Below are 25256 nucleotides of genomic sequence, written 5' to 3'. Positions count from 1 at the left end.
TGTCGTTATGTCGGCGGGTGAGGGAAGTTGGGCGAAATCGCCTCGAAACCTCCATGCCCGTCCGCCGTTCACCATTTTTCGAAGTTTCTGAAGGGCCGGGTTCCGCTTTTCCCATTATGGATTACAATTTCATCCAGTCGAACGAGTGGAAGCGAATGCGGAGTAAGCTGGGATCTAGAGCATCGTTAACAGAGGATGTATCGCCCGGTTTTATCTCGTTTTTGTACATTCTTTTAAAAATCTACCGAATTTATTGCATGAATCGAAAGGTAGCATTTCTAGGGTGCTGTCATCATGCGGTAACGCGGGTTCGATGATGACAGTGACGCGTGTTTTGGAGCCTGATGACATTTTCGCGCACGTCCATGCGCAGGCTGGTCAGGGCACGAAACGCGCGGGAAGCGTGAAGGCAGCGGGTGCAACTCCGCCTTCCGGAAGCGTGACGGAAAGACCTCACCCTCGGGGTGACCACAACACCAGACGGCAGCAGATGGAGGGTACAATTCATGTTTGAGATCAAGACCGTTTCGGTCATGGGCATGGGCTATATCGGCCTTCCCACCTGCGCCATCTTTGCCAGCCGCGGCTTTCAGGTCATCGGCGTCGACATCAACGAGAGCGTGGTCGAAAAGGTCAATCGCGGCGAGATCCATATCGTCGAGCCCGACCTTGACGGCCTTGTGCAGAAAATGGTCGCCAGCGGAAGGCTGTCCGCCTTTACCACGCCGCAGCCGGCGGACGCCTACATCATCGCAGTTCCGACGCCGATCACCGAGGACCGCAAGCCGGACATCAGCTATGTGCTCACCGCGGCCCGCATGATCGCTCCGCTGCTGAAGAAGGGCGATCTGATCGTGCTCGAATCGACTTCGCCGGTCGGCACCACCCGGGCCATGAACCGGCTTCTCGCCGATCTCCGTCCCGATCTCACGTTCCCGCAGACGATCGACGGCGACACCGACGTCTACGTCTCCTATTCGCCCGAGCGCGTGCTTCCCGGCAACGTGCTCAACGAGTTGATCAACAACGACCGCTCGATCGGCGGCCTGTCGCGCCGCTCGTCCGAACGCACGGCCGCGCTCTATTCGAGCTTCGTCGCAGGCGATCTGTTCATCACCATCGCGGAAATCGCCGAACTGGTGAAACTGACCGAGAACGCCTTTCGCGACGTCAACATCGCCTTTGCCAATGAATTGGCGGCCGTCTGCCAGGATTTGTCGCTGAACGTCTGGGAGGTCATCGATCTCGCCAACCGTCATCCGCGCGTCAACATTCTGCAGCCTGGCCCCGGCGTCGGCGGCCACTGCATCGCCGTCGATCCCTACTTCATCATCGATGCTGCTCCCGGCAGCAGCCCCTTGATGCAGTCGGCGCGCGCGATCAATTCGAGCCGCCCGCATTCGGTGGTGAAGGATATCGAGGCGCTGTTCGAGCCCGGCCGGCGCCATACGGTGGCTTGCCTCGGGCTGAGCTTCAAGCCCAACATCGACGATCTGCGCGAAAGCCCGGCGGTGGAGGTTGTCCGCCTGCTGGCCAAGCGCAAGGATATCGACATCGTCGCTGCCGAACCCAACGCACGCGCGCTGCCGGACGAGCTGCGCGATCTCGGCGTGGGATTCACCGATGCGCTTTCCGCGATTGACCGGGCCGATATCGTCGTGCTGCTGGTTGATCACCGCCAGTTCAATTTCGTCGATCCGGAATCGCTGAAGGACAAGAAGCTGGTCGACACGCGCGGTCTGTGGACATGGCGCAAGGCGCGCAAGCCCGACGCCCGCATCGAAGGGCGCAAGAACAAGGCCGGACAGTCGGACAACCTCTCTCCGGAGAAAGCGGCATGAGCATTCAACAGGCGGACTGGGGAAGCCATCCGCTGCTGGCGGCCCGCAGGGTCGATTTCCTCGATTGCCCGATGCACGGCCTCACCATGGCCGAGACGCTCGGCCTTGCCGAGGAGGCGATGCGGGAGAAACGCCCGCTCCACCATGTCGTCGTCAACGTCGCCAAGCTGGTGACGATGCGGCGGGACGGCGAGCTGCGCGATGACGTGACCGGAGCCGACGTGATCAATGTCGATGGCGTCGGCGTGCTCTGGGGCGCAAAGCTGTGCGGCGTGCCGCTGCCCGAGCGTGTGGCCGGCGTCGATATCATGCTGGAACTGTTCGCGCTGTGCGCGAGGGGCGGCTACCGACCTTATCTTCTGGGGGCCGAGCAGAGCGTGCTGGAAGCGGTGGCGGCGCGGCTGCAGAAGGAGCATCCGGGCCTCGTCATCGCCGGCATGCGCAACGGCTATTTCAAGCCGGAGGAGGAAGAGGCGATCGTCGCGGACATCAACCGGTCCGGCAGCGATTGCCTGTTCGTTGCCATGCCGACGCCGCGCAAGGAGCGGTTTTTGAAGAAATACCGCGCGATCCTGCAGCCGTCTTTCGTCATGGGCGTCGGCGGCAGCTTCGACGTTTATGCCGGCAAGGTGGCCCGCGCGCCGCGGCTGGTTCAGGCTCTGGGCATGGAATGGCTGTTCCGGCTGTTGCAGGAGCCGAAGCGCCTGTGGCGCAGGTACTACCAGACGAACACGGCCTATGCGCTGCTGCTCGGGCAGGAACTTCGCAAGCGCCATTTCGGCCGCTGACCAAGAAGGCGCCGGCGTGAGACAGGAGAAGAGTGTGTCAGCTGATAGCCATGCGGCCCGCGTCGTCAACGTCCTTGTCACGGTGCCGGCCGGCACCAGCGGGCAGGGGGGCATCGACAGGCTGATGGCGTCGCTGAAACAGGCCCTCGCACAGCGGCCGCGCACCGATGTCAATGCGCGCTTCCGCACCACGCGCGGAATGGGGCACATCGCCTTCTCACCCCTCCATGTCGCCGCCTTCTGCCTCGACATGCTGACATCGCGGCTCGGCGGCTGCGTTGATGTCGTCCATATCAACCTTGCCAGCCACGGCAGCACCTATCGAAAGCTGATGATCGCCGCCTGGGCGCGCATCCTCGGCATTCCCTATGTCCTGCATCTGCACAGCGGCGAATACAAGACATTCTGGCCGGCGAATGGCGGGTTCCTGGATCGGCGCATCCGGACCATGTTCGGGAAGGCGAGCCGGATCATCGTTCTCGGCCGGGTCTGGAAGGAATTCGTCCTGGCCAGGGTGCCGGAGGCCGGGGACCGCGTCGTGGTCGTCCCGAATGCGGCCGAGGCGCCCTCCCGGCCACACAGGGGCGGTGGCGACGCGGCGCACATCATCTTTCTCGGTCGGATCGGCGAGAAGAAGGGAACGCCCGAACTCTGCGAGGCCCTCTCCGCGATGGCCGGTCTGCCGGGTTGGCGGGCGACGATCGCCGGTGACGGCAATGCGGAGGAATTGCGCCGCCGCGTGGAGCAGCTGGGGCTTGCGGACAGGATCAGGGTTCCCGGATGGCTGGGACCCGCAGACACGGCCGATTTGCTGTCGGAGGCGGACATTCTCGTTCTTCCTTCGCATGTGGAGAACCTTCCGATGTCGGTGATCGAGGGCATGGCGGCTGGCCTTGCGGTCGTGTCTACGCGGGTCGGCGCGGTGGAGGATATCGTCAGCGACGGCGAGACGGGATTTCTCGTTTGGCCTCGGGATGTGCCGGCGCTCAAGCACGCGCTCACGCGTCTGGTGGAGGAGCCGGACCTGCGCCGCCGGATGGGAGAGGCCGGCCGCGCCGTACACCGCGCGCGCTTGGATTTGCAGCCCTTTGCCGATACCGTCTGCGAGGTCTGGCGGACGGCGGCGGGCAGGAGGATGGGAAGCGATGAATCTTAGGGAGTTGCAGGTGGCGCCCGTGCCGGCGGCGCCGTGTGTCGATCGGCAGTGTTCCGGGCGCCCGCTTAGTCATCAAACGGGAAGCATTCCATTCGTTTGCGCAGGAATTGCCGCAAGCGCGAAAGACACCTTTTTGAGTCTCTAGGGCGTGAAGGGGAGAAGGTCAGGTGGCGGACGGGGGGCGACATGACGAAAATCTTTGATGTCCTGCGTGGCCTTTATGTGCGCGGCCCGCGCGTCCTGCGCGCGGCGGCCTCGCCTCTGGCCGCGCTTCTGCCCCCGGGCATGAAATTCGGCCGCACTTATGCCGACTGGCGCGCCCGCATCGATAGGGCGGCGCACGATCCGCAATTCGCGCATGAGCAGCACATCGCATCGCTGCGTGCGCTTCTCGCCAAGGCGCATCGCGGCAGTCCCTTCTACCGCGCGATGATCGACGATGCCTTCGGTGCCGGCTTCGATGCGGCAAGCTTCACGCTGGACGATCTGCGCCGCCTGCCGGTGATCGACAAGCGCTGCCTGCTGCAGGCGGGCGAAGCGGCCTTCGCGGTGCCGCGCGGGCAGCTCGACCGTGTGGTCACCAATGGCTCGAACGCCGAACAGCCTTTCGCCTTTTTCCTCGACAAGGACCGCAGTCCGCGGGAAATGAGCTTCGTCTATGACGTCTGGTCGCGGGCGGGCTATTGCGAACGCAGCGCGCGGGCGAGCCTGCTGGGCTTCCGGCTTCCCGGCAACGAGGCCGCCACCCACACCTGGGATCCCGCTCTGCGCGAATTGAGACTGGCAGTCTACCCGATGACCACCGAGGATGTGGTCACCTATCTCGACGAAATCGACCGGCGGCAGATCCGCTTCATCCGCGGCTATCCGTCGGCGATCGAACTCCTCTGCCGCGGCATGCGGCGGATCGGTCGGACCCCGAAGCTTTCCATCCGCGGCATTCTGCCGATCTCCGAGCCGCTGCACGACCATCAGCGCGCGCTCATTTCGGATGTCCTGGGCGACGTGTCCTTCGCCGTCTTCTACGGTCTCAGCGAAAAGGTGGCCTTCGCCGCGGAAGTGCCCGGCGAAAACGGACTGTATGAATTCAACCCGCTCTACGGGGTGACGGAACTCTTGGACAATGACGGCAGGCCCGTGACGGAGGTGGGAGCCGAGGGACGAATTGTCGGCACCGGGTTCCTCTCCACCGGCATGCCCTTCATCCGCTACGACACCGGCGATTTCGGCACGCTCGTCGAGCGTCCGACGCCGCAAAACGGCCAGCGGCTGCGCATCCGGGCGCTGGCGCCGCGCCGCAAGCCGCATTTCCTGATTTCCGCCTGCGGCCAGCGCATCGTCTCCGTCAACATGACGCCGAAGGATCCCGCGCTGTTTCACGGCATCGCCGAGTTCCAGTATTATCAGGACACGCCGGGCGAAGTGGCGATCCGTTACATCCTCGACCGCGAAGGCTCGCTTGCCGACATCGAGCGCCTGCATGCCTATCTCAGCCAGCAGTGCCGCGGCAGTCTCAATTTCCGCCACGAGGCGGTAAGCCGCATCGCCTGCGGCAGCGGCGGCAAGCGCGCCTTCATCGATCAGCGCCTGGACGTGCTCAGATACGGATCCTCGCACGGCTGATGCCGCGGGCCGCGGTGGGGCGGTTGCTAACAGGCGTCCCCGATCTGAAGATATTGGCCTGACGCCTGGGCGACGACTATAAAAAGGACTGATCCGCGGAATCGATCGGCATCAGCCGCAATCCACGTTCCGAACCCGCGCAAGCGTGACGCTGCCGGCCCATGTCCATAAAGCTCATCATCTGAAGGAAAATGGCGGAGAGGAAGGGATTCGAACCCTCGATACGCTTTTGACGTATACTCCCTTAGCAGGGGAGCGCCTTCGACCACTCGGCCACCTCTCCGGTGCGGCGGTGATATTGGTGTTTGGTCCGGCGATCAAGATGTTTTTTGGATGTTCCGGCATTTTCGCGCGTTGGGCGCGATGATGCGCGGCCGGTCTGGACTTGGTCGCCCGAGTGCGAGTCTGCGGTGAGGTTGCGCACGGAAAGCCGGCCGGACCCGAATCGTCTCTGGCGCAAACATGCGGGTCGGCGGATACCGGCCCCCGGGCTCATCGGGACGCGCCCATCGTGGGTGCGGACCGGTGGCGCAGAAAGGGCCGAAATGCCGGCCGGAACGCACCTTATATATAGGGGTATGAAAACGAGGGCGGAAATGCGGAGTGAAACGGCCGCCTGAAACGCCCGAATCCCTGATTGCGGCAAACCGAATCCCTCCGGCGCGGAAACAGGCTGAATGCGTGTCGATTCGACTAAATTCGTCCTCTGCCTCGACTTTTCGGCCTCGCAGCGGCCCTTTGCCGTTAACATCCCGTTTACGAATGGGCCGCCGGGTGGGGTCGTTTGTGTTGTTTCGGCAACAGCCGTCATATGCGCGGCTTTTTAACGGCTCGGCTTTGGCTTTTTCTGTTGTGCGGATTTCCTGCCTTTGTAAATGTCTCCCCAGAAGCACGGCGGCACGTCGCAAAGCTTCTTGAAACTTGGGGATGGGGCAGGGATGCCGAAAGGCAAAATCCCAGACCCGACTGAAAACCTTAATTGGAGGTCACACATGAACATCAAGAGCCTTCTTCTCGGCTCCGCTGCTGCTCTCGCAGTAGTATCCGGCGCCCACGCTGCCGACGCAATCGTCGCTGCTGAGCCGGAGCCCATGGAATACGTCAAGGTCTGCGACGCTTTCGGCGCTGGCTACTTCTACATCCCGGGCACCGAAACCTGCCTCAAGATCGGCGGCTACGTCCGTCTCGAAGAGCAGTTCACGTTCTGGGACGACGCTGACATCAACGACGTTGACGGCTACGCTCGTGGCTACGTCAAGGTTCTGACCGCTGCCGACACCGAAATGGGCGTCCTCAAGACGAACATCTCCTTCTACGGTGCAGCAACGAACACCGGTCCGTCCAGCTTCACGCTTGACCGCGCTTACATCGAGCTCGGCGGCTTCGGCATGGGTTACACCACCAACCCCTTCGATGACGGCATTGCTGGCGAAACCGACAACCTCGGCAACGACACGGTCAACTTCCGTACCTACTACAACTTCAACGCTGGTTCCTTCGCTGGCAACATCGGCGTCGATCAGTTCGACACCATTGGTGACAACGGCCAGGACGGCTGGGGCATCTCCGGCAAGGCCGGCGCAACGTTCGGCGCTGTTACGGCTACCCTGTACGGCGGTTACGACTTCAACACGGATGAAGTTGCAATCGAAGCCATGCTCGCTGCTGCCATCGGCCCGGGCACTCTGAACGTAGCTGGTGCTTACCAGTCTGGTTCGACCGCTTACTGGCTCGGCACCTTCGCAAACGCTGACGTTCCGGCTGCTGCTGGCGAAGCTTGGGGCATCGCAGCTTCTTACGAAGCCAAGATCACCGACAAGCTGAGCCTGACCCCCGGCGTTCAGTACACGAAGTACACCGATCTTGACGCTGACGTTTGGGATGCCGGCGCACTGCTCGCATACACCGTCACCGACGGCCTGACGGCTTCGCTGAGCGTTCAGTACCACGACTGGAGCTTCGACAACGGTGGCGACACCAACTTCGTCGACGGCTGGTTCCGCCTGCAGCGCGACTTCTAATCTGATCTGATCAGATTGAACGGAAAGCCCGGCCTTTGGCCGGGCTTTCTGCTTTTCGGGTTTCCTTCTCATGAAATTCCGGAGCGGCGATGCGCCCGCGAGGCAAAGCCGCAACTGACAGTCCGATCGGATGGGATTGAGTCCGGGGTGGATTGAGGCTTGCTATCCGATATCGCCGGTAAAGCCGGCAATCTGCTGCGGCAGTCCGCCGAGATGCAGCAGCGGCGCATGGCCCTGGGCCTCGACCGTGATGGCTCGCACCTTTGGATTACGTGTCTGCATCTCTTCCAGCGTCGCCGCCGACAGCAGCGTCGAATTCGCGCCGCGGATCACCATCATCGGAAAGGCCTTGAGACCCTCGAATTGCGGCCAGAGCGCCGGCAATGGCTGGTCGAAGTTGATTTCCATCAGCTGCCTGGCGATGGCCGGATCGTAATCGGCGGCAATCTTGCGCCCGCGCGGCGCATAGATGGCATGCGCCATGTCCTGCCAGTCCGCATCCGTCAGTGTGGTGAAGCTGCCGCCATGGGTTTCTTTCAGGATATCGGCGGCTTCCTTCCAGTTCTTCGGTCGTGCGCCGCGTGTCAGGTAGGAGCGGATCTGTGCAAGTCCTGCCGCCTCGATCACCGGGCCGATGTCGTTGAGGATGGTGCCGGCGATCAGCGTCGGGCGCAGGCCGGCCAGCACATGCAGGATCAGCCCGCCGCGCGACGTGCCGATGAAGATGGCCTTGTCGATCTGCAGCGCGGCACAGCCTGCCACCACGTCATCGGCTTCCGTCAGGATGTTGTAGGTCGCCTTGTCGCTCGCCCATTCGGAACGGCCCCGGCCGCGATAGTCGAAGGCGTAGACCGTGCGGGCCGCGCCGTACCGGCCCTCGGCGAGCATGAGCGCCAGCTGATGGAAATCGCGACTGTTGCGGGTAAGTCCCGGCAGGCAGACGACCGGCGTCGCGGTGCTCTCGCCATTGGTCGCCGCATAGCGCCGGACATAAAGCTTCAAGCCGTCATTGGTGCGATAGTGATGCTCGCTGAAGCCCGTATCGTAGTCCGCCGCCATCAATGTCTCCCGAATTCGCATGCCTGCAGCGCTGCCGCCGCCTTGTTCGAAGACAGCCGAAGCGCCGCCGCAACAATGCGTCACTGTCAAAGGCGGAGCAAGGGCCGAACATCGTAGGGCATCGCATAAGGAGTTTTAGCGTGGCGCCTATCGTCTCCGCCCTCATCCTCGGCCTTTTGCCGGGGATCCAGCCACCGCGCGTCCGCGCGGTGAGAGAACTGCCCTTGTTCGAATCATGTGACGGTAGACGGAGGAGGGGAGTCTCTCGCGCGATGCACATCGCGCTGCTGGATCCCCGGGACAAGCCCGAGGATGAGGGGGTCGTACAGGACGCCCTATTTCATGCGGATATTGGCGCCGGCCATGAGATCGGCGACGATGTCGGCGCGTTCGCCGAGCCGCGCCTTGTAGACTTCGTAATTCTCCATGATCCGCTGCACGTAATTGCGCGTTTCCGGATAGGGAATCATCTCGATCCAGTTGATCACGTCGTCGAGTGGCATGCCGCGCGGATCGCCGAATCGCGAAATCCATTCCGGGATCTTGTTCGGACCGGCATTGTAGGCGGCGAAGGTGAGGATGAAGGAGCCGCCGAAACTGTCGATCTGCTCGCCGAGGAAATGCGCGCCGAGCGTGGCGTTGTAGCCGGCATCGGTGGTCAGCCGGTCCTGCGAATAGGCAAGACCGTAGCGCCCGGCGATCTCCTTGGCGGTTCCGGGCAGGAGCTGCAGCAGGCCGCGCGCGTTTGCCGGCGAGATCGCCGCCGGGTTGAAGGCGCTTTCCTGCCGGGCAATGGCATAGGCGAGCGCCTTGCCGGAGCGGGAAATGTCGGCGTCATCGGGAATGGCGCCGACCGGGAAGGCCAGCGCGGTCACGTCGACGCCGCGCGACTGGGCGATCTTGCCGAGTTGCAGCGACAATTGATGGCTGTGCTCGCGCTCCGCCCGTTCGCAGAGCAGCGCCAGTTCGCCGGAACTGGAGAACTGCCGGGCGAGCGCGCGGTACAGGCTCTCCGCCCGCCAGCCGTATCCTGCCGCCTCGAGCCGCGCGATGGCCTGCACCGCCTCGTTCGACTGAAAGCGGTGGCGATCTTCCATCGTGGCTGATGGCGGCACCACGGCGAGGCCCGGCTGTTTCAGCCGCGCGGCGGCGAGCTGCCCGTAGAATGTGGCGCCGTAGCCGGCCGCCTTGCTGTAGTAGTCGTCGGCCTTGCCGGGACCGCCGGCCTCTGCCGCGCGTCCGAGCCAGTACCAGGCGCGCGACTGCGAGATCGGTCCGTCGGACGCCTCGAGGATCTTCTGGAAATGCGGGGCGGCCAGCGCGCCGTCTTTCAGGCCAACCAGCGCGAACCAGCCGGCGTGAAATTCGGCATCCGCCCTATCGACGGGCCGTGCGGCGGTGTGGGCCGCCACCACGTCATAGGCTTCCCGGGCCTTGCCATCCTCGAAAAGTCCGCGCGCGACGATGCGCTGCTCGTCCCACCATTCGCCCGGCACGACGAGGGCGCTAAGGTCGTCCGGCATCGACTTCAGAAGCCTTGCGGCCTCTTCGTACTTGTCCTGCCGCTGCGCGTTCGCGACGCGCAGATAGAGATAACCCGGATCCTTGGCCCAGGAGCTGTCGACGGCGGCAATCAGCGCCTCGGCATGCGAGGACTTGGCGGCAACCGCCTTCCACGCCTGATAGAGCGACCACGCCTTGCCGAGCCGGGCGAAGCGCTCCGCCTGCTGCACCTTGCCGCGATAGAGCAGGTATTGCATGCGCGTGCGGTTGTCGGCTTCGCTGACGAGATCGGGGAATTCCTTGAGAATGGCGTCTTCGGTGCTCGTGTCCAGCGTCTCGGAGGTCCAGAGCCGCGCCAGAACCTTGTGGGCTTCATCCGTCTTGCCAAGCGCGACATAGGCGCGGGCAAGCAGCCGTGCGCCTTCGGGTGTGCCCGGCGTCTTGCCGCCGAGTTTCGCGATCACCGTTTCGGCCGGCGGGTTTTCGCGAAACAGCGCCTGCTCGTAGCGATTGGCCAGCAGATCCTGGCCCGGCCAGTGGATGAGCTCCTCGGACGCGGCGGCAATTTCGTCCGACGTCATGGCGTCGGCAGACGACATGGCGATCGACCAGGTGAGGATATGGCGGTCGATCGAGTGCAGGGCGAGGCCGTCGCGAATGGCGCGGGCGCCCGCAATGTCGCGGTTCGACAGCGCGTCGAGCCCGCTTTTCAGGTCGCTGACGGTGGTGGAGGCGAGTTGAAGCGTCGGAATGGCGCCGGTCGTTTCCATCGAGGGCGGCAGTGCTTTCTGGTCCGCAGCCGTCGCAGCGCTCGCCAATACCTCGGTCGAACCCTGTGCCGGTCCCTCGATGACGGTATAGAGGAGGCCTGCGCCAAGCAGCGCCAGGGCCGTCGTTCTCATCCAGTGCTTGCGTAGCAGGTCGGTCATTCCTTGATTGAGCAACAGGGTGGTTAACGAAACCTTATGCAATGCGTACCGGCCCGGAAAATATTCGCTTAAACAGCGGTAAACCCGCTGGATATCTCCGAAATCGGCGCTTGTCGCGGCTGACGCCGCACACTATGGTGCGCGAGTTTTACACAGCGAATGCGGCTGAAGGATGAACGTTCTTGCGGCCGTGGGGAGTGATGCATGTTCAAGGGGTCTATGCCCGCTTTGGTCACACCGTTCAAGGAAACGGGTGACGTCGATGAGGACGCTTTTACCAGACACGTGGAATGGGTGATCGCGGAAGGCAGCAACGGTGTTGTTCCAGTCGGAACCACCGGTGAATCGCCGACCCTTTCGCATGCCGAACACAAACGTGTCGTGGAGCTCTGCATCGAGGTCGCGGCCAAACGCGTGCCGGTCATTGCCGGCGCCGGCTCCAACAACACGCGCGAGGCGATCGATCTCGCCCAGCACGCCGAAAAGGCGGGCGCGGATGCCGTTCTCGTTGTCACGCCCTATTACAACAAGCCGACGCAGAAGGGCCTGATCGCCCATTTCTCCGCGGTTGCGGAGGCGATCAGCCTGCCGATCATCATCTACAACATCCCGCCGCGCTCGGTCGTCGACATGAGCGTTGCGACGATGGCGCACCTGGCGAAGACCTACAAGAACATCGTCGGCGTCAAGGATTCGACCGGCAACATCGAGCGCGTGTCGGAACAGCGGGCCGCCTGCGGCAAGGATTTCATCCAGCTCTCGGGCGAGGATGCTGCGGCTCTCGGTCACGCCGCCCATGGTGGCGTCGGTTGCATTTCGGTGACCGCCAACGTTGCGCCGCGCCTCTGTTCGGAATTCCAGGCGTTGCTCGGCAAGGGCGATTTCGCCGGCGCGCTGGCCTATCAGGACCGCCTGCTGCCGCTGCACAAGGCGATCTTCATGGAGCCCGGCGTCTGCGGCGCGAAATACGGACTGGCCAAACTCGGCCGCATGGGCCGCACGGTGCGCTCGCCGCTGATGAGCACGCTCGAACCCGCGACGGAGGCTGCCATGGATGCGGCGCTCAAGCATGCGGGACTGTTGAACTGACCGGGGTTTAAAAAGCAGGGTCAGCGACATATCTATACTGCCTGGACGCCCGTGTTCTCGTCGGAATACGGGCGTCGGCATTCGAGAGACTGGAATTGGAAAGATGGCACCGAAGGGAAGCGAGAGACGGGTCGGACGGATCGTTGCGGAAAACCGCAAGGCCCGCTTCAACTATGAGATCGTCGACACCTACGAAGCCGGCCTTGTCTTGACGGGCACGGAGGTCAAGTCGCTGCGCGAGGGCAAGGCGAACATCGCCGAATCCTATGCCTCGGACGAGGATGGTGAGCTGTGGCTGATCAATTCCTACCTTCCCGAATACCTGCAGGCCAACCGCTTCAACCATGAACCGCGCCGCCGCCGCAAGCTGCTGTTGAACAAGCGCGAGATCAACCGCCTGCGCGCCGCCGTCAATCGCGAAGGCATGACGCTCATTCCGCTGAAGGTCTATTTCAACGACAAGGGCAGGGCCAAGATGGAGCTGGCGCTCGGCAAGGGCAAGAAGCTGCACGACAAGCGCGAGACCGAAAAGCAGCGCGACTGGAACCGCCAGAAGAGCCGTCTGCTCAAGGATCACGGCTGAGCGGCGCGCCGGCCGCCTTCTGCCGTTTCAGACCCACAGTGAGATAGCCGATCACGGCCGCCATCACGACCAGCCCGCCGATGAATGTCCGGCCGGTCGGCGTCTCGCCGAAGGCGAGCCACACCCAGAGCGGCGCAAGCGGCGTTTCGATCGTTCCCACCAGAGATGTCTCCGCCGGCGCCAGCAGCCGCGCGCCGCGAAAGAAGACGACCGGTGCGATCGCCAGCGCCGTCAGCGCAAACAGGCTGATCAGAACGAGATCGGTCAGGCTGGTGGTGGCGGGGCTGGCGAGGGGAAAAGACGCCAGCGCCGTGAGGAAAGTAGAAATTGCCGTCACCTGCAATGCCGGGATCGCCTTGTATCGGCCGGAGACGATCGTCATCAGCGCAAAGCCGATGGTCATGCCGAGCGCCTCGATGTCACCGCTCAGATGGCCGCTGCCGTCCGGCGCCGACATGATCACGACGCCGATGACGACGAACGCGCCGGCGACCAGCGCCGCCGGTCTCAGCCTTTCCCGGAACAGCACGAAAGCGAGGATTGCCGTGATCACCGGCACCGTCGCGTAGATCACGGCAACCCTTGCAATGCTGGTGTGGCGCATCGACGTCAGGAACAACAGCATGCTGAGCGCCGTCAGCGCCACGTAAAGCCAGCCCTGCCAGGGCATCGCCGAGACGGCCTTCAGCGATTGCCGACCTTCGCGAACGGCAAGAAATCCGACGATCCAGACCGTTGCCAGCGTCGAGCGCCAGAACAGCAACGTCATCGTGTCGGCCTCGATCGCGCGTGTGAAGAAACCGGCAAGGCTCCAGAGCGCCGCCGCTGACACCGTCAGCAAAATGCCCTCGACCCGCCTTGCGCGCAGGCCGGCAAGCGCCGCTGCGTCGGTTTCCATCAGCACCATGTGTCGTTACCTCGTCGTGTCGGCAGCAATCAAACACACCAGTGCTGACAGCATACTGTCAGCAGGGCCTGTGATAGATTGCAAATGAATTTTGCGGACGGGAGAGGAATGCGGTGAGCCGATCGGACCGGATGTTCGAAATCATCCAGATCTTGCGAAGCGCGCCCGGCGCCATGACCTCGGTCGAGCTTTCGGCGCGCCTGGAAGTGCATCAACGCACCGTCTACCGCGACATTGCCGCCTTGCAGGCCATGCGGGTGCCGATCGAGGGGGAGGCGGGGATCGGCTATATCCTGCGCTCGGACTACAGCCTGCCGCCGCTGACCTTCGAGGCCGGCGAAATCGACGCCATCCTGACCGGACTGGCGCTGGTTGGAAGGACAGGGGACGGGGAACTCGTCTCCGCTGCCGCGCGGGCGCGCGACCGGATCGCCGCAGGGCTTGCGGGCAATCTGAAAACCCTGGTCATGGATCCGATCGTGGCGGCGTCTGCCTGGCACGAGATCCCGCCCGGCTGCTTCGATCCGGCGATGCTGCGGGCCGCGATCCGCGAGGAGCGGATGCTGGAAATCACCTACCGGGACGAGCTGGGGAACGAGACGGTCCGCCGCATCCTGCCGCTGATGCTGGCCTATTTCGTCGGCGCCGTGGTTCTGGCCGCCTGGTGCGACCTACGCCAGGATATCCGTCATTTCCGGCTGGACCGGATCTGGACATTGGACGTGCTGCCGGAGCGAAGGCAGGGCGCCGGCCACCGGTTGCGTAAATTGCTTCCCGACATCCAGTAAGCGGCGATCAGTCCTCGTATTCGTTGGCAACCGGCTCGGCCTGACGAACCGGGCGGTCTGCGGCATCGCGACCGACTTCGGCCTTCAGCGACATCAGGTCGATGAAATGATCGGCCTGGCGACGCAGGTCGTCGGCGATCATCGGCGGCTGGGTCGACATCGTCGATACGACGGACACCTTGCGGCCCTTGCGCTGAAGCGCTTCGACCAGCGTCGTAAAATCGCCGTCGCCGGAAAAGATCACCAGATGGTCGACAGTCGATGCCTGTTCCATCGCGTCGATGGCCAGTTCGATGTCCATGTTGCCCTTGATCTTCCTGCGGCCCATAGAATCCGTGAACTCTTTCGCAGGTTTGGTGATGACCTTGTAGCCGTTATAGTCCAGCCAGTCGATCAACGGACGGATAGACGAGTATTCCTGGTCTTCAATCAGGGCCGTGTAATAGTACGCCCTGAGAAGATAGCCACGCTTCTGAAAAGCTTTCAAGAGCTTTCGATAATCGATATCGAAGCCGAGGCTCTTCGAAGCTGCATAAAGATTGGCACCGTCTATAAAAAGTGCAATCTTCTCTCTTGGGTCAAACATGTTTCCTCATCCTTTTTTAATCAATTAGTTAAATTTTTGTTGGTTTACCTGCTAATCGATACTTTGCTAAAGCTTGTCGCACAATCGTAATTATTAGGGGTTCTCTGTTTTCATCTAGGGCAGGCGGGGCATCATTCCAAGCCCGCTCTGGTTGCGATATGCGGATTTCCCTATGAATTTGTCGCTTTCGTGCAGACAGGGCAGGAAAAACTTGAAATTTTCCGCAAGTGCCTGTATCGCGGGGGCAACTCCTGAAATTTCGACCACAAAGGACAGGCAATGGCCCGTGTCACAGTAGAAGATTGCATCGATAAAGTTGATAACCGCTTCGAGCTGGTATTGCTCGCAAGCCACCGCGCCCGCCAGATTTCGCAGGGCAATGCGATCACGATCGACCGCGACAACGACAAGAACCCGGTCGTGGCCCTTCGCGAAATCGCCGACGAGACGCTTTCGCCCGACGATCTGAAGGAAGACCTGATCCACTCGCTGCAGAAGCATGTGGAAGTGGACGAGCCGGAAGCCGACGTCGAAACCCAGTCGGCGAGCCGCCCGGAAGACGTGTTCGGTTCGGCCGACGCGGAAGAGGATGCGCCCGAGCAGATCACTTTCGACAGCATGTCGGAAGAAGAGCTGCTGGCCGGTATCGAAGGCCTTGTGCCGCCGGAAAAGAACGACGACTATTGATCGTCGCCCGCGGTGCATCGTGCACCCGGCTTTTGCATTTGAATTTCCGTGCGCCAATCCTATGATTGGCGCACTTTTTGATTTGCGCATGCCGGCGTCCGCCGGCGGCGCGGCATGTGAAATGTCTCCGGAGTTGCCTTGGGATGATGCGTCAATACGAGCTCGTTGAGCGCGTACAGAAATACAAGCCGGACGCCAACGAGGCGCTACTCAACAAGGCCTACGTTTACGCCATGCAGAAGCATGGCCAGCAGAAGCGGGCGAGCGGCGACCCCTACATCTCCCATCCGCTCGAAGTTGCCGCCATCCTGACCGAAATGCAGCTCGACGAGTCGACCATCGCGGTCGCCCTGCTGCACGATACGATCGAGGACACCACCGCCACCCGCGCCGAAATCGACGAGCTCTTCGGCGAGGACATCGGCGCGCTGGTCGAGGGGCTGACGAAGCTCAAGAAACTCGATCTCGTCACCAAGAAGGCCAAGCAGGCGGAAAACCTGCGCAAGCTCCTGCTGGCGATCTCCGACGATGTGCGCGTGCTGCTCGTCAAGCTCGCCGACCGCCTGCACAACATGCGCACGCTCGAACACATGCGTGAAGACAAGCGCATGCGCATCTCCGAGGAGACGATGGATATCTACGCGCCGCTCGCCGGCCGCATGGGTATGCAGGACATGCGCGACGAGCTGGAGGACCTGTCCTTCCGCAATCTCAATCCGGAAGCCTATGAGACCATCACGCGACGGCTGGCGGAGCTTTCCGAGCGCAATGAGGGCCTGATCCGCAAGATCGAGGACGAGCTGCGCGACCTCCTGATCGCCAATGGCATCACCGAAGCCGTGGTCAAGGGCCGGCAGAAGAAGCCCTATTCGATCTTCAAGAAGATGCAGTCGAAGTCGCTGTCCTTCGAACAGCTTTCGGACGTCTATGGTTTCCGCCTGATCGTCAACGACATCCCGGCCTGTTACCGGGCGCTCGGCATCGTCCACACCCGCTGGCGCGTGGTCCCCGGACGCTTCAAGGATTACATCTCGACGCCGAAGCAGAATGACTACCGGTCGATCCACACGACCATCGTCGGTCCGTCCCGGCAGCGCATCGAGCTGCAGATCCGCACGCGGCGCATGCACGAGATCGCCGAATACGGTATCGCCGCCCACGCGCTCTACAAGGACGGGGAGGGCGACGGCGATCCGCTGTCGCGCGAGACCAACGCCTATTCCTGGCTGCGCCACACGATCGAGGCGCTGGCCGAGGGCGACAATCCGGAAGAGTTCCTCGAGCACACCAAGCTGGAACTCTTCCAGGACCAGGTCTTCTGCTTCACGCCGAAGGGCAAGCTGATCGCGCTTCCGCGCGGCGCCACGCCTATCGACTTTGCCTATGCCGTCCATACCAATGTCGGCGATACCTGCGTCGGCGCCAAGATCAACGGCCGCATCATGCCGCTGGTCACGCGGTTGTCGAACGGCGACGAGGTCGAGATCATCCGCTCCGGCGTGCAGGTGCCACCTGCCGCATGGGAAGAGATCGTCGTCACCGGCAAGGCGCGCGCCGCCATCCGCCGTGCGACCCGCATGGCGATCCGCAAGCAGTATGGCGGCCTCGGCTACCGTATCCTGGAGCGCACCTTCGAGCGTGCCGGCAAGCAGTTTTCCCGCGAAGCGCTGAAGCCCGTCCTGCACCGGCTCGGCCACAAGGACAGCGAAGACGTGATTGCCACCGTCGGCCGCGGCGAGCTGTCGTCGCTCGACGTCCTGCGCGCCGTCTTCCCCGATTACCAGGACGAGCGCGTGACCGTGAAGCCGGCGAGCGACGAGGGCTGGTTCAATGTGCGCAGCGTCACTGGCATGGCGTTCCGTGTCCCCGGTCACGAAAAGGGCAGGGCGGACGATCCGGACGCCGGTATCCTGCCGATCCGCGGCCTGTCGGGCGACATCAATGTCGGCTTCGCCGCCTGCGGCGCGGTTCCGGGCGACCGCATCATCGGCATCATGGGCGACGACAAGCAGATCACCATCTATCCGATCCAGGCGTCCGCCCTGCAGAAGTTCGACGACCAGCCGGAGCGCTGGATCGATGTCCGCTGGGATCTGGACGAGGCCAACAAGACCCGGTTTACCGCCCGCGTGCTGCTGAATGCGCTGAATGAGCCGGGAACGCTGGCGCGTGTCGCCCAGACGATCGCCACCCAGGACGTCAACATCAAGACGCTGAACATGGTGCGGATTGCCACCGATTTTACCGAGATGGCGATCGATCTCGAAGTCTGGGATCTGCGCCAGCTGAACCAGCTTCTCGCCCAGTTGAAGGACCTTGACTGCATCGCGACGGTCAAGCGCGTCTACGACTGATCGGATGCTGCGCTGCACACATTAACGGAGCGTGTATTGTGCTATGCAGCAAACGCAAGGCTGCCTTCGATAACCGGCTGTAGTAAAATCGGCCTTGAGACCTCATATTCCTCTTCGAGACAAGAAATTGATGACAAGAGGAAAGCAAGATGTTCAAGTCGATCCGCAAGTTCGCCAAGAGCCTTCGTCCTGAAAGTATTCATGAGATGGAGCTCAAGTATCTGAGCCAGGCACGCGACCGCGTTGATCTGGAAATGCGTCAGCGCACCATCGACCGCGGCGATTTCAAGCACTTCTACTAAGAGTGCGCGGGCATCGGCCCGAAAATCCGCATGAAAACTGACGACCGGCAAGCGCCTCCCTCGCGGGAGGCGTTTGCCGTTTCGGGCAAGCGAAACACTTTCTTTGCAAAGCGCGCCGTAAGAAGATATGAGCGGCGGGACTGGTTTGACCAAAGATGCGTCACGCGCACTTTTGCGTTAACGAACCTTGCCAGAGGTATGGCTGCAAACATAAATGACATCATGCTGTTCAGACGACGTAAACCGGCCGGCTTTCTAGACGGTGTCAAAGGCCTTTTGTGGCCGCGCAAGGGCTTCCTGCGTCCATTTCATTATTTCCGCATGCGCGTGCTGCGTCTGACGGCGTCGCCGCACGCGGTGGCGGCCGGTGTCGCTGCCGGTGTCATCTCCTCATGGACACCCTTCATGGGCTTCCATTTCATCCTCGCCTTCCTGATCGCCTATCTGGTCGCCGGCAACATGGTGGCAGCGGCGCTTGGCACGGCCTTCGGAAATCCGCTGACCTTTCCCTTCATCTGGGCGTCGACCTGGGAAGTGGGGCACATGATTCTCGGCCATGGACACCGCGGCGGCGGTGGCCGGCTCGATCTCTTCCGCATGTTCGAACACCGCGATTTCTTCGCGCTCTGGGATCCGGTGCTGAAACCCATGCTGATCGGTGCGATCCCGCTCGGCGTTGTCAGCGGCGTGGCGATCTATGTCGCGACCTACTATGCCGTGCGCGGCTTCCAGAGCCGCCGTCGTCAGCGTCTCGCCGAGAGGGCGAAGGCGCGCATGGCCGGCGGCGTCGGCAATGTCCAAAGTGTCTGATCGCTCGCGTGTTGCGGGCGGCCCGTGAAAGGCCCCGCCGGATGAAGGCCATCGCATGATCATAGGAATTGGCAGCGACCTCATCGATATCCGCCGCGTGGAGAAATCGATCGACCGTTTTGGCGACCGCTTCACCGACCGCATTTTCACCGAAATTGAAAAGCAGAAGGCCGGCCAGGGGCGCAATGCCGCCGCAGCCTATGCCAAGCGTTTCGCCGCCAAGGAGGCCTGCGCCAAGGCACTCGGAAGCGGGATCGCCATGGGCGTGTTCTGGAAGGAAATGGGCGTCGTCAACCGTGCCGATGGCGGACCGGTCCTGGAATTGTCCGGAGGGGCGGCCGCGCGGCTCGCCGCTCTGACCCCGCCGGGCCACAGGGCGTTCATCCATCTGACGATGACGGACGAACCGCCCTATGCCCAGGCCTTCGTCGTCATCGAGGCGAGGCCAACCTCGGATTGAAGGTGGCAGCGCCGCGGGCGGGTGGGACATAGTGCCCCATTTAGCGGCTTGCCGCGGGTGACGCGCCTTGCCCGGCGCAACCGAAAAGACTACAGAGAAGCTCAAAATTCATTGCAAAGGAAAGAGACGCGTGTTCGAGAAAGCTGAGAAGAAGGAGCAAAACGCTCTGTGGGAGAACATCAAGGTTTTCGTACAGGCATTGCTGCTTGCTGTGATTATCCGCACGGTGCTGTTCCAGCCGTTCACCATTCCGTCCGGCTCGATGATGCCGACGCTGCTTGTCGGCGATTACATCTTCGTCAACAAGTTCGCCTACGGCTATTCGCGCTATTCTCTGCCCTTCTCTCCGGACCTGTTCTCCGGCCGCATCTTCTCGAGCGAACCGAAGCGCGGCGACGTCGTCGTCTTCCGCTATCCGCCGAACCCGCAGGTCGACTACATCAAACGTCTGGTCGGTCTTCCGGGCGATCACATCCAGGTCAAGGACGACATTCTCTACATCAACGGCCAGCCGGTTCCGCGCCAGCCCGACGGCACCTTCACGTCGGACTACCGCAACGATCCGGGCGTCGACGTGCCGGTCTACCGGGAGACGCTGGACGACGGCAAGACCTATGACACGCTCGATGCGCGTCCGGATTCGGCCGGCGACAACACCCGCGAATTCATCGTTCCGGCCGGCCACTACTTCATGATGGGCGACAACCGTGACAACTCGCTCGACAGCCGTTTCGACGTCGGCTACGTGCCGGCCGAAAACCTCGTCGGCCGCGCCAGCTTCATCTTCTTCTCGATCGGCAACGACACCTCGTTTCTCGAGTTCTGGAAGTGGCCGGCGAACATGCGCTGGGATCGCCTGTTCAAGGGCGTTCAATGACGAGGAGCCCCCGGCTCACCGAAGCCGATCGCGTTGCGGTCGAGACATTGCTCGGACATGAGTTCCGTGACAGGGCGCATCTTGAACGCGCCCTGACGCACGCCTCTGTCGGGCAGGCCAAGACTGCCAATTACGAGCGCTTCGAATTCCTCGGCGACCGGGTCCTCGGCCTCTGCATCGCCGAACTCCTGTTCGAACTCTATGAGACCGCGAACGAGGGCGAACTCTCGGTGCGCCTCAACCAGCTGGTCAGCGCCGGCACTTGCGCGGAGATTGCCGACGAACTGCAGCTCTATCGCTTCATACGCGCCGGGTCCGACGTCAAGAAGCTGACGGGCAAGCGGATGATGAACGTGCGCGCCGACGTGGTCGAAAGCCTGATCGCTGCTCTCTATCTGGACGGAGGCCTGGAGCCCGCCAGAAGCTTCATCCTGAAGAACTGGAAGAAGCGGGCCGCGAGCGCCGACGGCGCGCGGCGCGACGCCAAGACCGAATTGCAGGAATGGGCGCACGCGAAATATGCGGTGACGCCGTCCTATCGTATTGAAGACAGATCCGGACCGGATCATGATCCCCGCTTCACGGTCGTCGTCGAGATACCGGGCCTTGAGCCCGTGACTGGCATCGACCGCTCCAAGCGCGCGGCCGAGCAGGTTGCCGCCGCGCGACTTCTGGAGCGCGAAGGGGTTTGGCAGCCGGAAGACGGCGGAAAAGCAGATGACTGAAGAAAACAACACACAGAACGAAGCCGTAGACCGGCCGACCCATTCCGGCTTCGTCGCCCTGATCGGCGCCACCAATGCCGGCAAGTCGACGCTGGTCAACCAGTTCGCCGGCGCCAAGGTGTCGATCGTCAGCCACAAGGTGCAGACGACGCGCGCCATCGTGCGCGGCATCGTCATCCACGACAATGCGCAGATCGTGTTCATGGACACGCCCGGCATTTTCAAGCCGCGGCGCAAGCTCGACCAGGCGATGGTGACGTCCGCCTGGGGCGGCGCAAAAGATGCCGACCTGATCATGTTCGTGGTCGACAGTGAGCGTGGCCTGAAGGGTGATGCCGAGGCGATCCTCGAAGGCCTGAAGGAAGTCCATCAGCCGAAGATCCTCGTCCTCAACAAGATCGACCGGGTGCGTCCGGACGCGCTGTTGAAGCTCGCCTCCGAAGCCAACGAGCGCATCGCCTTCGAGGAGACCTTCATGATCTCCGCCGCCAATGGTTCGGGCTGCAAGGATGTTCTCGATTTCCTGGCCAAGCGGTTGCCGGAAGGTCCCTGGTACTATCCGGAAGACCAGATCTCCGACCTGCCGATGCGCCAGCTCGCGGCCGAGATCACCCGCGAGAAGCTGTTCCTGCGCCTGCACCAGGAGCTGCCCTACGCCTCGCATGTCGAGACGGAGAAGTGGGAAGAGCGCAAGGACGGCTCGGTGCGCATCGAGCAGGTGATCTACGTCGAGCGCGACAGCCAGAAGAAGATTGCGCTCGGCAAGAATGGCGAAGCCATCAAGGCGATTTCCATGGCCTCGCGCAAGGAGATCTCCGACATCCTCGAGCAGCCTGTGCACCTCTTCCTGTTCGTAAAGGTGCGCGAGAACTGGGGCGACGATCCGGCCCGCTTCCGCGAGATGGGCCTCGATTTCCCCACGGGCTGACCGCCGCGCCTTTCAGACGCGGCTGGCGACGAAGCGCGATATGCTCGGCGACAGCGTTAGGATGAAGACGAACCGCACCGTCTGGATGGTCATCACCAGCGGCAGGTCGACATGTGTCGACGCCGCGATGATGGCGATAGAATCGAGCCCGCCCGGACTGGTGGCGAGGTAGGCCGTCAGCGGATCGACGCCGAGGATCAGCCACAGCAGGCTGCCGAGCAGCGCACCGAACGCAATCAGCAGCACGATCGACAGGAACACCTGCGGGAAGGCGCGAGCTGCATGGCGCAGCAGCCGACGCGTGAAGGCGAGACCAATCCGCCAGCCGATGATGCCGTATGCGATCGCCAGCAGCCACGGTGGGAGCGTGATGGCGATGATGCCGAACGAGTTCAGCGCGCCCATGACGAACATCGGCACCAGCATGTTGCCGGCAGGGACGCGCAGCTTGAAGCCCGCATACGCGGCGATGGCGGTCACGGCGATCGTCTCGACGAAGCCGAGCCAGTCGACGGGCGGAAACAGCACGAAGGCCGGCGCGTGTCCGCCCTTCAGGTGGAAGACGAAGGCGGCCACGGCGGCCGCCGTGCTGGCGACGCAGACGACCCTGAGATACTGCATGAAGGCGACGAGCCGCGCATCGGCTCCGTAGGCTTCCGCCATCAACACCATGGCGGAGGCACCGCCGGCAGATGTGCCCCAGACCGCCGTGCTGCCCGGCAGAACCTGCCGTTTGGCAAGCACGTACCCGAGAAACGAGGTGGCGAGGATGATGGCGAACACGACCGACACAAAGATCGGCCAGTCCTGAAGAAATCGGTGCACCACCTTGCCGTCGAGCGACTGGGCGATCATCGCACCGAGCAGCGACTGGCTGGCGAGGTAGGGCAGGCGGGGAACGGCCATGCGGGCGCTGTTGACCGCAAACAGGATCGCCACGATCATCGGCCCCAGCAGCAGGGCGGCCGGCATGTGCAGATATTCCAGCACACCGGCGAGCGCCGCCGAAAGGACGAGCAGCATCAGCCATTTTACCGGCACCGGCAGATGTGTGAGGAGACCGGCAGAGGGAGCAGGCTCCTGAGGGGTGCCGGTCGGATCGGGGATCGTCATGCCTGCGCAAGTTCCATCGTCGAGGAGGTGGCGATGCGGGCAATCCTCGGGAAGACGTAGCGGAAGGGGAAGGCGTGCATGTCTTCGCTCATGGTCGAACAGGCGTCCTCCAGGATCACCAGTTCGTAGCCGAGCTCATAGGCCTGCCGCGCGGTCGATTCCACGCCGAAATTGGTGGCGATGCCGCCAAGCACGATCGTCCTGATGCCGCGACGGCGCAGCTGAAGGTCGAGTTCCGTGCCGTTGAACGCACCCCACTGGCGCTTGGTGACCCTGAGGTCGCCCGGCTCGGCCAGTCCGTCGACAAGCTCGCTCCAGTCTGCTGGCAGGCCGCCCGGCGGGCGCGCCATCGGCTCGTCGACCGGCTGCTTCAAGCCGTCGCCGAGATCCGCGTGCCAGCCGACATTGACCAGCACCACCGGCGATCCCGCCTCGCGAAAGCGTGCCGCGAGCGCCTTGCCGCGGGCAATCACGTCGTCGCCGCTGTGCGGCGCCAGCGTGCGGCCCTGGGCGATGCCCTTTTGCAGATCGATGAGAACGAGGGCGGTTGTCTTGGGATCAAGCGATATCATGGGGCAATCCGTGCTTGGTAGAGGTGATGGGCAGAGGCTGGGTGGGGCTGGACCTCGGGCGGGACATGTCGTTATATGAGACTATCCTCGCAAAAGTTATATGAAGATAGCCTCACAAAAGTCAATGACCGACATCCAGCCAGACGAAAATTCCCCGGCCGTTGCCAAGGCGCCGAAGCGCAAGCGCGGCAAGGAGCGGGTGGCCCAGCTTCTGGAGGCAGGTGCGGCGGTCTTCGAGGAGCGCGGGTTCGCGGCGGCGACCATGACGGAAATCGCCGCCCGCGCCGGCGCGCCTATCGGCTCGCTGTACCAGTTCTTCCCCAACAAGGACGTGCTGGCCGACGCGCTGATCGAGCGCTACGGCGAGCATGTGTTCGAGCGGCTCGACCGGATCGCGGCGAAGGCCGGCGGCCTACAGTCGGCGCAGCTCGCCTACGCCCTGCTGGATGTCTTTCTGGCGCTCTCCAGCGAGCGGCGTCTGGCGATCGGGCTTCTCGACATCCGATGGCGTGGTCCGGATGCGAGGCCGGGCTATTTCCGCGGCGCGATCCGCGCCCGCATTGCCGGTATCCTGCGCCTGTGGCGCCCGTCGCTTTCGAAGGACGCTGCCGAATCGTCGGCCATTGTCGTGCTGCAGCTCATGAAGGCGCATGTGCAGTTGGACGAGGACAGGCCTGGCGATGCCAAGGAAAAGGCCATGGCCGACTGGCGGCTGATGCTGGAAACCTATCTCGCCGGTCTCTGATACGACGTTTTGCCGGTGCTTTGGCGGCCCGGCGGTGATAAGGATTGCCCATGCAATGGCAGGATCAGGCGATCGTTCTGGGCGTCAAGCGGCATGGCGAAACCAGCGTCATCGCCGAGGTGATGACGCGCGCCCGCGGCCGCCATCTCGGCCTTGTCAGGGGAGGCCGCTCGCGGTCCATGCAGCCGGTGCTGCAACCGGGCAATCTCGTCGAGGTCACCTGGCGCGCTAGGCTCGACGAACATCTCGGCGAGTTCCGCGTCGAGCCGGAGCGGCTGCGCGCCGCCCGCCTGATGGAGGCGGCGACCTCCGTCTACGGCGTTCAGGCAATGGGGGCGCTGCTGCGCCTGCTGCCCGAACGCGACCCGCATCCGCATCTCTTCGACGCGCTCGACGTGATCCTGGAAAACATGGAAGACCCGGCCGATGCCGGCGAACTCTTTGTGCGCTTCGAGCTTGCCGTGCTCGACGATCTCGGTTTCGGACTCGATCTCGAACGCTGTGCGGCGACCGGCAGCCGCGAGGAACTGGTCTATGTCTCGCCGAAGTCGGGCCGGGCGGTCAGCCGCCCGGCGGGTGAGCCCTACCGGGACCGCATGCTGGCCCTGCCGCCCTTCCTGCGCACCGATCACCGCAAGGCCGCCAACTGCGATACGCTGGCCGAAGCCTTCCGCCTGACCGGCTACTTCCTCAACCGCCACGTCTACGAGCCGCGCGGCATCGAGGTCGCCAGCGCCCGCGACGGCTTTGTCCAGGCAGCCCTGAAGGCGTTGAAGGCGCGACAGTCAGCAACCGGCGAGAACGCCTGAG

24 protein-coding genes and 1 tRNA gene are annotated in these 25256 nt (G+C 63.0%); 18 read left to right on the top strand and 7 right to left on the bottom strand.

The features are described 5' to 3' along the window. The first annotated feature begins 506 nt into the window (after nt 1–506). The 4 genes from wecC (at nt 507) to NN662_RS12965 (ending at nt 5408) form a co-directional block, all read left to right on the top strand. The gene (gene wecC / locus NN662_RS12980) at nt 507–1841 is read left to right on the top strand and encodes a UDP-N-acetyl-D-mannosamine dehydrogenase (protein ID WP_261930665.1); all 1335 of its coding nucleotides are present in this window, start codon (nt 507–509) and stop codon (nt 1839–1841) included. Then, complete coding sequence (locus NN662_RS12975) at nt 1838–2629, top strand: WecB/TagA/CpsF family glycosyltransferase (RefSeq protein ID WP_261930664.1); 792 nt, start codon at nt 1838–1840, stop codon at nt 2627–2629. The genes wecC and NN662_RS12975 overlap by 4 nt, the downstream gene beginning before the upstream one ends. Before the next feature lie 34 nt (nt 2630–2663). Beyond that, entirely contained in the window at nt 2664–3785 is a 1122-nt protein-coding gene (locus NN662_RS12970; RefSeq protein WP_261930663.1) for a glycosyltransferase family 4 protein, read from the top strand. Nucleotides 3786–3971: 186 nt separating this feature from the next. Further along, nucleotides 3972–5408, top strand: a complete 1437-nt coding sequence (locus NN662_RS12965) for a hypothetical protein (RefSeq protein ID WP_261930662.1) — start codon at nt 3972–3974, stop codon at nt 5406–5408. A 192-nt stretch (nt 5409–5600) separates the two neighbouring features. Here the strand turns inward: NN662_RS12965 and NN662_RS12960 are convergent. Beyond that, nucleotides 5601–5691: transfer RNA gene (locus NN662_RS12960), tRNA-Ser, on the bottom strand. Nucleotides 5692–6400: 709 nt separating this feature from the next. On the opposite strand from NN662_RS12960, the gene NN662_RS12955 reads away from it, so the two are divergent. Further along, complete coding sequence (locus NN662_RS12955; protein WP_261930661.1) at nt 6401–7429, top strand: porin; 1029 nt, start codon at nt 6401–6403, stop codon at nt 7427–7429. 162 nt (nt 7430–7591) lie between these two features. On the opposite strand, the gene NN662_RS12950 is transcribed toward NN662_RS12955, so the two are convergent. Both NN662_RS12950 and NN662_RS12945 read right to left on the bottom strand, forming a co-directional pair. Next, nucleotides 7592–8488, bottom strand: a complete 897-nt coding sequence (locus NN662_RS12950) for an alpha/beta fold hydrolase (protein WP_261930660.1) — start codon at nt 8486–8488, stop codon at nt 7592–7594. A gap of 335 nt (nt 8489–8823) precedes the next feature. Then, nucleotides 8824–10893 carry a lytic transglycosylase domain-containing protein gene (locus NN662_RS12945; protein ID WP_261930659.1) on the bottom strand — a complete coding sequence of 690 codons (2070 nt, stop codon included), beginning with the start codon at nt 10891–10893 and terminating at the stop codon, nt 8824–8826. A 231-nt stretch (nt 10894–11124) separates the two neighbouring features. On the opposite strand from NN662_RS12945, the gene dapA reads away from it, so the two are divergent. After that, the gene (gene dapA, locus NN662_RS12940; RefSeq protein WP_261930658.1) at nt 11125–12009 is read left to right on the top strand and encodes a 4-hydroxy-tetrahydrodipicolinate synthase; all 885 of its coding nucleotides are present in this window, start codon (nt 11125–11127) and stop codon (nt 12007–12009) included. Between the two features lie 103 nt (nt 12010–12112). Then, nucleotides 12113–12592 (top strand): SsrA-binding protein SmpB, encoded by a 480-nt coding sequence (gene smpB, locus NN662_RS12935; RefSeq protein WP_261930657.1) that lies wholly within the window; start codon nt 12113–12115, stop codon nt 12590–12592. Here smpB and NN662_RS12930 read toward each other — a convergent pair. Continuing rightward, entirely contained in the window at nt 12576–13499 is a 924-nt protein-coding gene (locus NN662_RS12930; protein ID WP_261930656.1) for a DMT family transporter, read from the bottom strand. The two genes, smpB and NN662_RS12930, sit on opposite strands and share 17 nt — an antisense overlap. Before the next feature lie 113 nt (nt 13500–13612). Here NN662_RS12930 and NN662_RS12925 point away from each other — a divergent pair, with 113 nt between their 5' ends. Beyond that, nucleotides 13613–14287 carry a helix-turn-helix transcriptional regulator gene (locus NN662_RS12925; RefSeq protein WP_261930655.1) on the top strand — a complete coding sequence of 225 codons (675 nt, stop codon included), beginning with the start codon at nt 13613–13615 and terminating at the stop codon, nt 14285–14287. A 7-nt stretch (nt 14288–14294) separates the two neighbouring features. On the opposite strand, the gene NN662_RS12920 is transcribed toward NN662_RS12925, so the two are convergent. Next, a complete protein-coding gene (locus NN662_RS12920) occupies nt 14295–14873 on the bottom strand; it encodes an NYN domain-containing protein (RefSeq protein ID WP_261930654.1) in 579 nt (192 codons plus the stop codon). A 279-nt stretch (nt 14874–15152) separates the two neighbouring features. Here NN662_RS12920 and rpoZ point away from each other — a divergent pair, with 279 nt between their 5' ends. From rpoZ to era, 8 genes are all read left to right on the top strand, one after another. Then, complete coding sequence (gene rpoZ, locus NN662_RS12915; RefSeq protein ID WP_261930653.1) at nt 15153–15560, top strand: DNA-directed RNA polymerase subunit omega; 408 nt, start codon at nt 15153–15155, stop codon at nt 15558–15560. Nucleotides 15561–15703: 143 nt separating this feature from the next. Further along, complete coding sequence (locus tag NN662_RS12910) at nt 15704–17914, top strand: RelA/SpoT family protein (protein ID WP_261930652.1); 2211 nt, start codon at nt 15704–15706, stop codon at nt 17912–17914. A gap of 149 nt (nt 17915–18063) precedes the next feature. Next, a complete protein-coding gene (locus NN662_RS12905) occupies nt 18064–18216 on the top strand; it encodes a DUF3563 domain-containing protein (RefSeq protein WP_261930651.1) in 153 nt (50 codons plus the stop codon). Nucleotides 18217–18438: 222 nt separating this feature from the next. Beyond that, nucleotides 18439–19026 (top strand): DUF2062 domain-containing protein, encoded by a 588-nt coding sequence (locus NN662_RS12900; protein ID WP_261930650.1) that lies wholly within the window; start codon nt 18439–18441, stop codon nt 19024–19026. Between the two features lie 55 nt (nt 19027–19081). Beyond that, nucleotides 19082–19486, top strand: a complete 405-nt coding sequence (gene acpS / locus NN662_RS12895; RefSeq protein WP_261930649.1) for a holo-ACP synthase — start codon at nt 19082–19084, stop codon at nt 19484–19486. Between the two features lie 130 nt (nt 19487–19616). Continuing rightward, a complete protein-coding gene (gene lepB, locus NN662_RS12890) occupies nt 19617–20363 on the top strand; it encodes a signal peptidase I (protein ID WP_261930648.1) in 747 nt (248 codons plus the stop codon). After that, entirely contained in the window at nt 20360–21088 is a 729-nt protein-coding gene (gene rnc / locus NN662_RS12885; protein WP_261930647.1) for a ribonuclease III, read from the top strand. Before lepB ends, rnc begins: the two co-directional genes overlap by 4 nt. Then, entirely contained in the window at nt 21081–22016 is a 936-nt protein-coding gene (gene era, locus NN662_RS12880) for a GTPase Era (RefSeq protein WP_261930646.1), read from the top strand. The genes rnc and era overlap by 8 nt, the downstream gene beginning before the upstream one ends. Nucleotides 22017–22028: 12 nt before the next feature. Here the strand turns inward: era and NN662_RS12875 are convergent, their stop codons facing one another. Then, nucleotides 22029–23129, bottom strand: coding sequence for an AbrB family transcriptional regulator (locus NN662_RS12875; protein ID WP_261930645.1), 1101 nt, complete (start codon nt 23127–23129; stop codon nt 22029–22031). Then, nucleotides 23126–23701: a hydrolase gene (locus NN662_RS12870; protein WP_261930644.1), complete on the bottom strand. Its 576-nt coding sequence runs from the start codon at nt 23699–23701 to the stop codon at nt 23126–23128. Before NN662_RS12870 ends, NN662_RS12875 begins: the two co-directional genes overlap by 4 nt. A 124-nt stretch (nt 23702–23825) precedes the next feature. On the opposite strand from NN662_RS12870, the gene NN662_RS12865 reads away from it, so the two are divergent. Beyond that, nucleotides 23826–24446, top strand: coding sequence for a TetR/AcrR family transcriptional regulator (locus NN662_RS12865; protein ID WP_261930643.1), 621 nt, complete (start codon nt 23826–23828; stop codon nt 24444–24446). A 50-nt stretch (nt 24447–24496) separates the two neighbouring features. Next, nucleotides 24497–25255 (top strand): DNA repair protein RecO, encoded by a 759-nt coding sequence (gene recO, locus NN662_RS12860; protein ID WP_261930642.1) that lies wholly within the window; start codon nt 24497–24499, stop codon nt 25253–25255. Nucleotide 25256: the final 1 nt, after the last annotated feature.

This window comes from Rhizobium sp. NRK18 (assembly GCF_024385575.1).
Classification (GTDB): Bacteria; Pseudomonadota; Alphaproteobacteria; order Rhizobiales; family Rhizobiaceae; genus JANFMV01.
The sequence above is the reverse complement of the archived record's forward strand: the minus strand, read 5'-3'. Positions and strand labels throughout refer to the sequence as shown.

What these genes read in the sequence shown, in the direction of transcription:
- NN662_RS12930 (WP_261930656.1), bottom strand. Translation starts at nt 13,499, where the DNA reads ATGGTGCTGATGGAAACCGACGCAGCGGCGCTTGCCGGCCTGCGCGCA.
- NN662_RS12870 (WP_261930644.1), bottom strand. Translation starts at nt 23,701, where the DNA reads ATGATATCGCTTGATCCCAAGACAACCGCCCTCGTTCTCATCGATCTG.
- NN662_RS12910 (WP_261930652.1), top strand. Translation starts at nt 15,704, where the DNA reads ATGATGCGTCAATACGAGCTCGTTGAGCGCGTACAGAAATACAAGCCG.
- rnc (WP_261930647.1), top strand. Translation starts at nt 20,360, where the DNA reads ATGACGAGGAGCCCCCGGCTCACCGAAGCCGATCGCGTTGCGGTCGAG.
- NN662_RS12875 (WP_261930645.1), bottom strand. Translation starts at nt 23,129, where the DNA reads ATGACGATCCCCGATCCGACCGGCACCCCTCAGGAGCCTGCTCCCTCT.
- NN662_RS12920 (WP_261930654.1), bottom strand. Translation starts at nt 14,873, where the DNA reads ATGTTTGACCCAAGAGAGAAGATTGCACTTTTTATAGACGGTGCCAAT.
- NN662_RS12905 (WP_261930651.1), top strand. Translation starts at nt 18,064, where the DNA reads ATGTTCAAGTCGATCCGCAAGTTCGCCAAGAGCCTTCGTCCTGAAAGT.
- dapA (WP_261930658.1), top strand. Translation starts at nt 11,125, where the DNA reads ATGTTCAAGGGGTCTATGCCCGCTTTGGTCACACCGTTCAAGGAAACG.
- NN662_RS12975 (WP_261930664.1), top strand. Translation starts at nt 1,838, where the DNA reads ATGAGCATTCAACAGGCGGACTGGGGAAGCCATCCGCTGCTGGCGGCC.
- NN662_RS12865 (WP_261930643.1), top strand. Translation starts at nt 23,826, where the DNA reads ATGACCGACATCCAGCCAGACGAAAATTCCCCGGCCGTTGCCAAGGCG.
- recO (WP_261930642.1), top strand. Translation starts at nt 24,497, where the DNA reads ATGCAATGGCAGGATCAGGCGATCGTTCTGGGCGTCAAGCGGCATGGC.
- acpS (WP_261930649.1), top strand. Translation starts at nt 19,082, where the DNA reads ATGATCATAGGAATTGGCAGCGACCTCATCGATATCCGCCGCGTGGAG.
- NN662_RS12900 (WP_261930650.1), top strand. Translation starts at nt 18,439, where the DNA reads ATGCTGTTCAGACGACGTAAACCGGCCGGCTTTCTAGACGGTGTCAAA.
- NN662_RS12950 (WP_261930660.1), bottom strand. Translation starts at nt 8,488, where the DNA reads ATGGCGGCGGACTACGATACGGGCTTCAGCGAGCATCACTATCGCACC.
- rpoZ (WP_261930653.1), top strand. Translation starts at nt 15,153, where the DNA reads ATGGCCCGTGTCACAGTAGAAGATTGCATCGATAAAGTTGATAACCGC.
- wecC (WP_261930665.1), top strand. Translation starts at nt 507, where the DNA reads ATGTTTGAGATCAAGACCGTTTCGGTCATGGGCATGGGCTATATCGGC.
- era (WP_261930646.1), top strand. Translation starts at nt 21,081, where the DNA reads ATGACTGAAGAAAACAACACACAGAACGAAGCCGTAGACCGGCCGACC.
- smpB (WP_261930657.1), top strand. Translation starts at nt 12,113, where the DNA reads ATGGCACCGAAGGGAAGCGAGAGACGGGTCGGACGGATCGTTGCGGAA.
- NN662_RS12955 (WP_261930661.1), top strand. Translation starts at nt 6,401, where the DNA reads ATGAACATCAAGAGCCTTCTTCTCGGCTCCGCTGCTGCTCTCGCAGTA.
- NN662_RS12965 (WP_261930662.1), top strand. Translation starts at nt 3,972, where the DNA reads ATGACGAAAATCTTTGATGTCCTGCGTGGCCTTTATGTGCGCGGCCCG.
- NN662_RS12945 (WP_261930659.1), bottom strand. Translation starts at nt 10,893, where the DNA reads ATGAGAACGACGGCCCTGGCGCTGCTTGGCGCAGGCCTCCTCTATACC.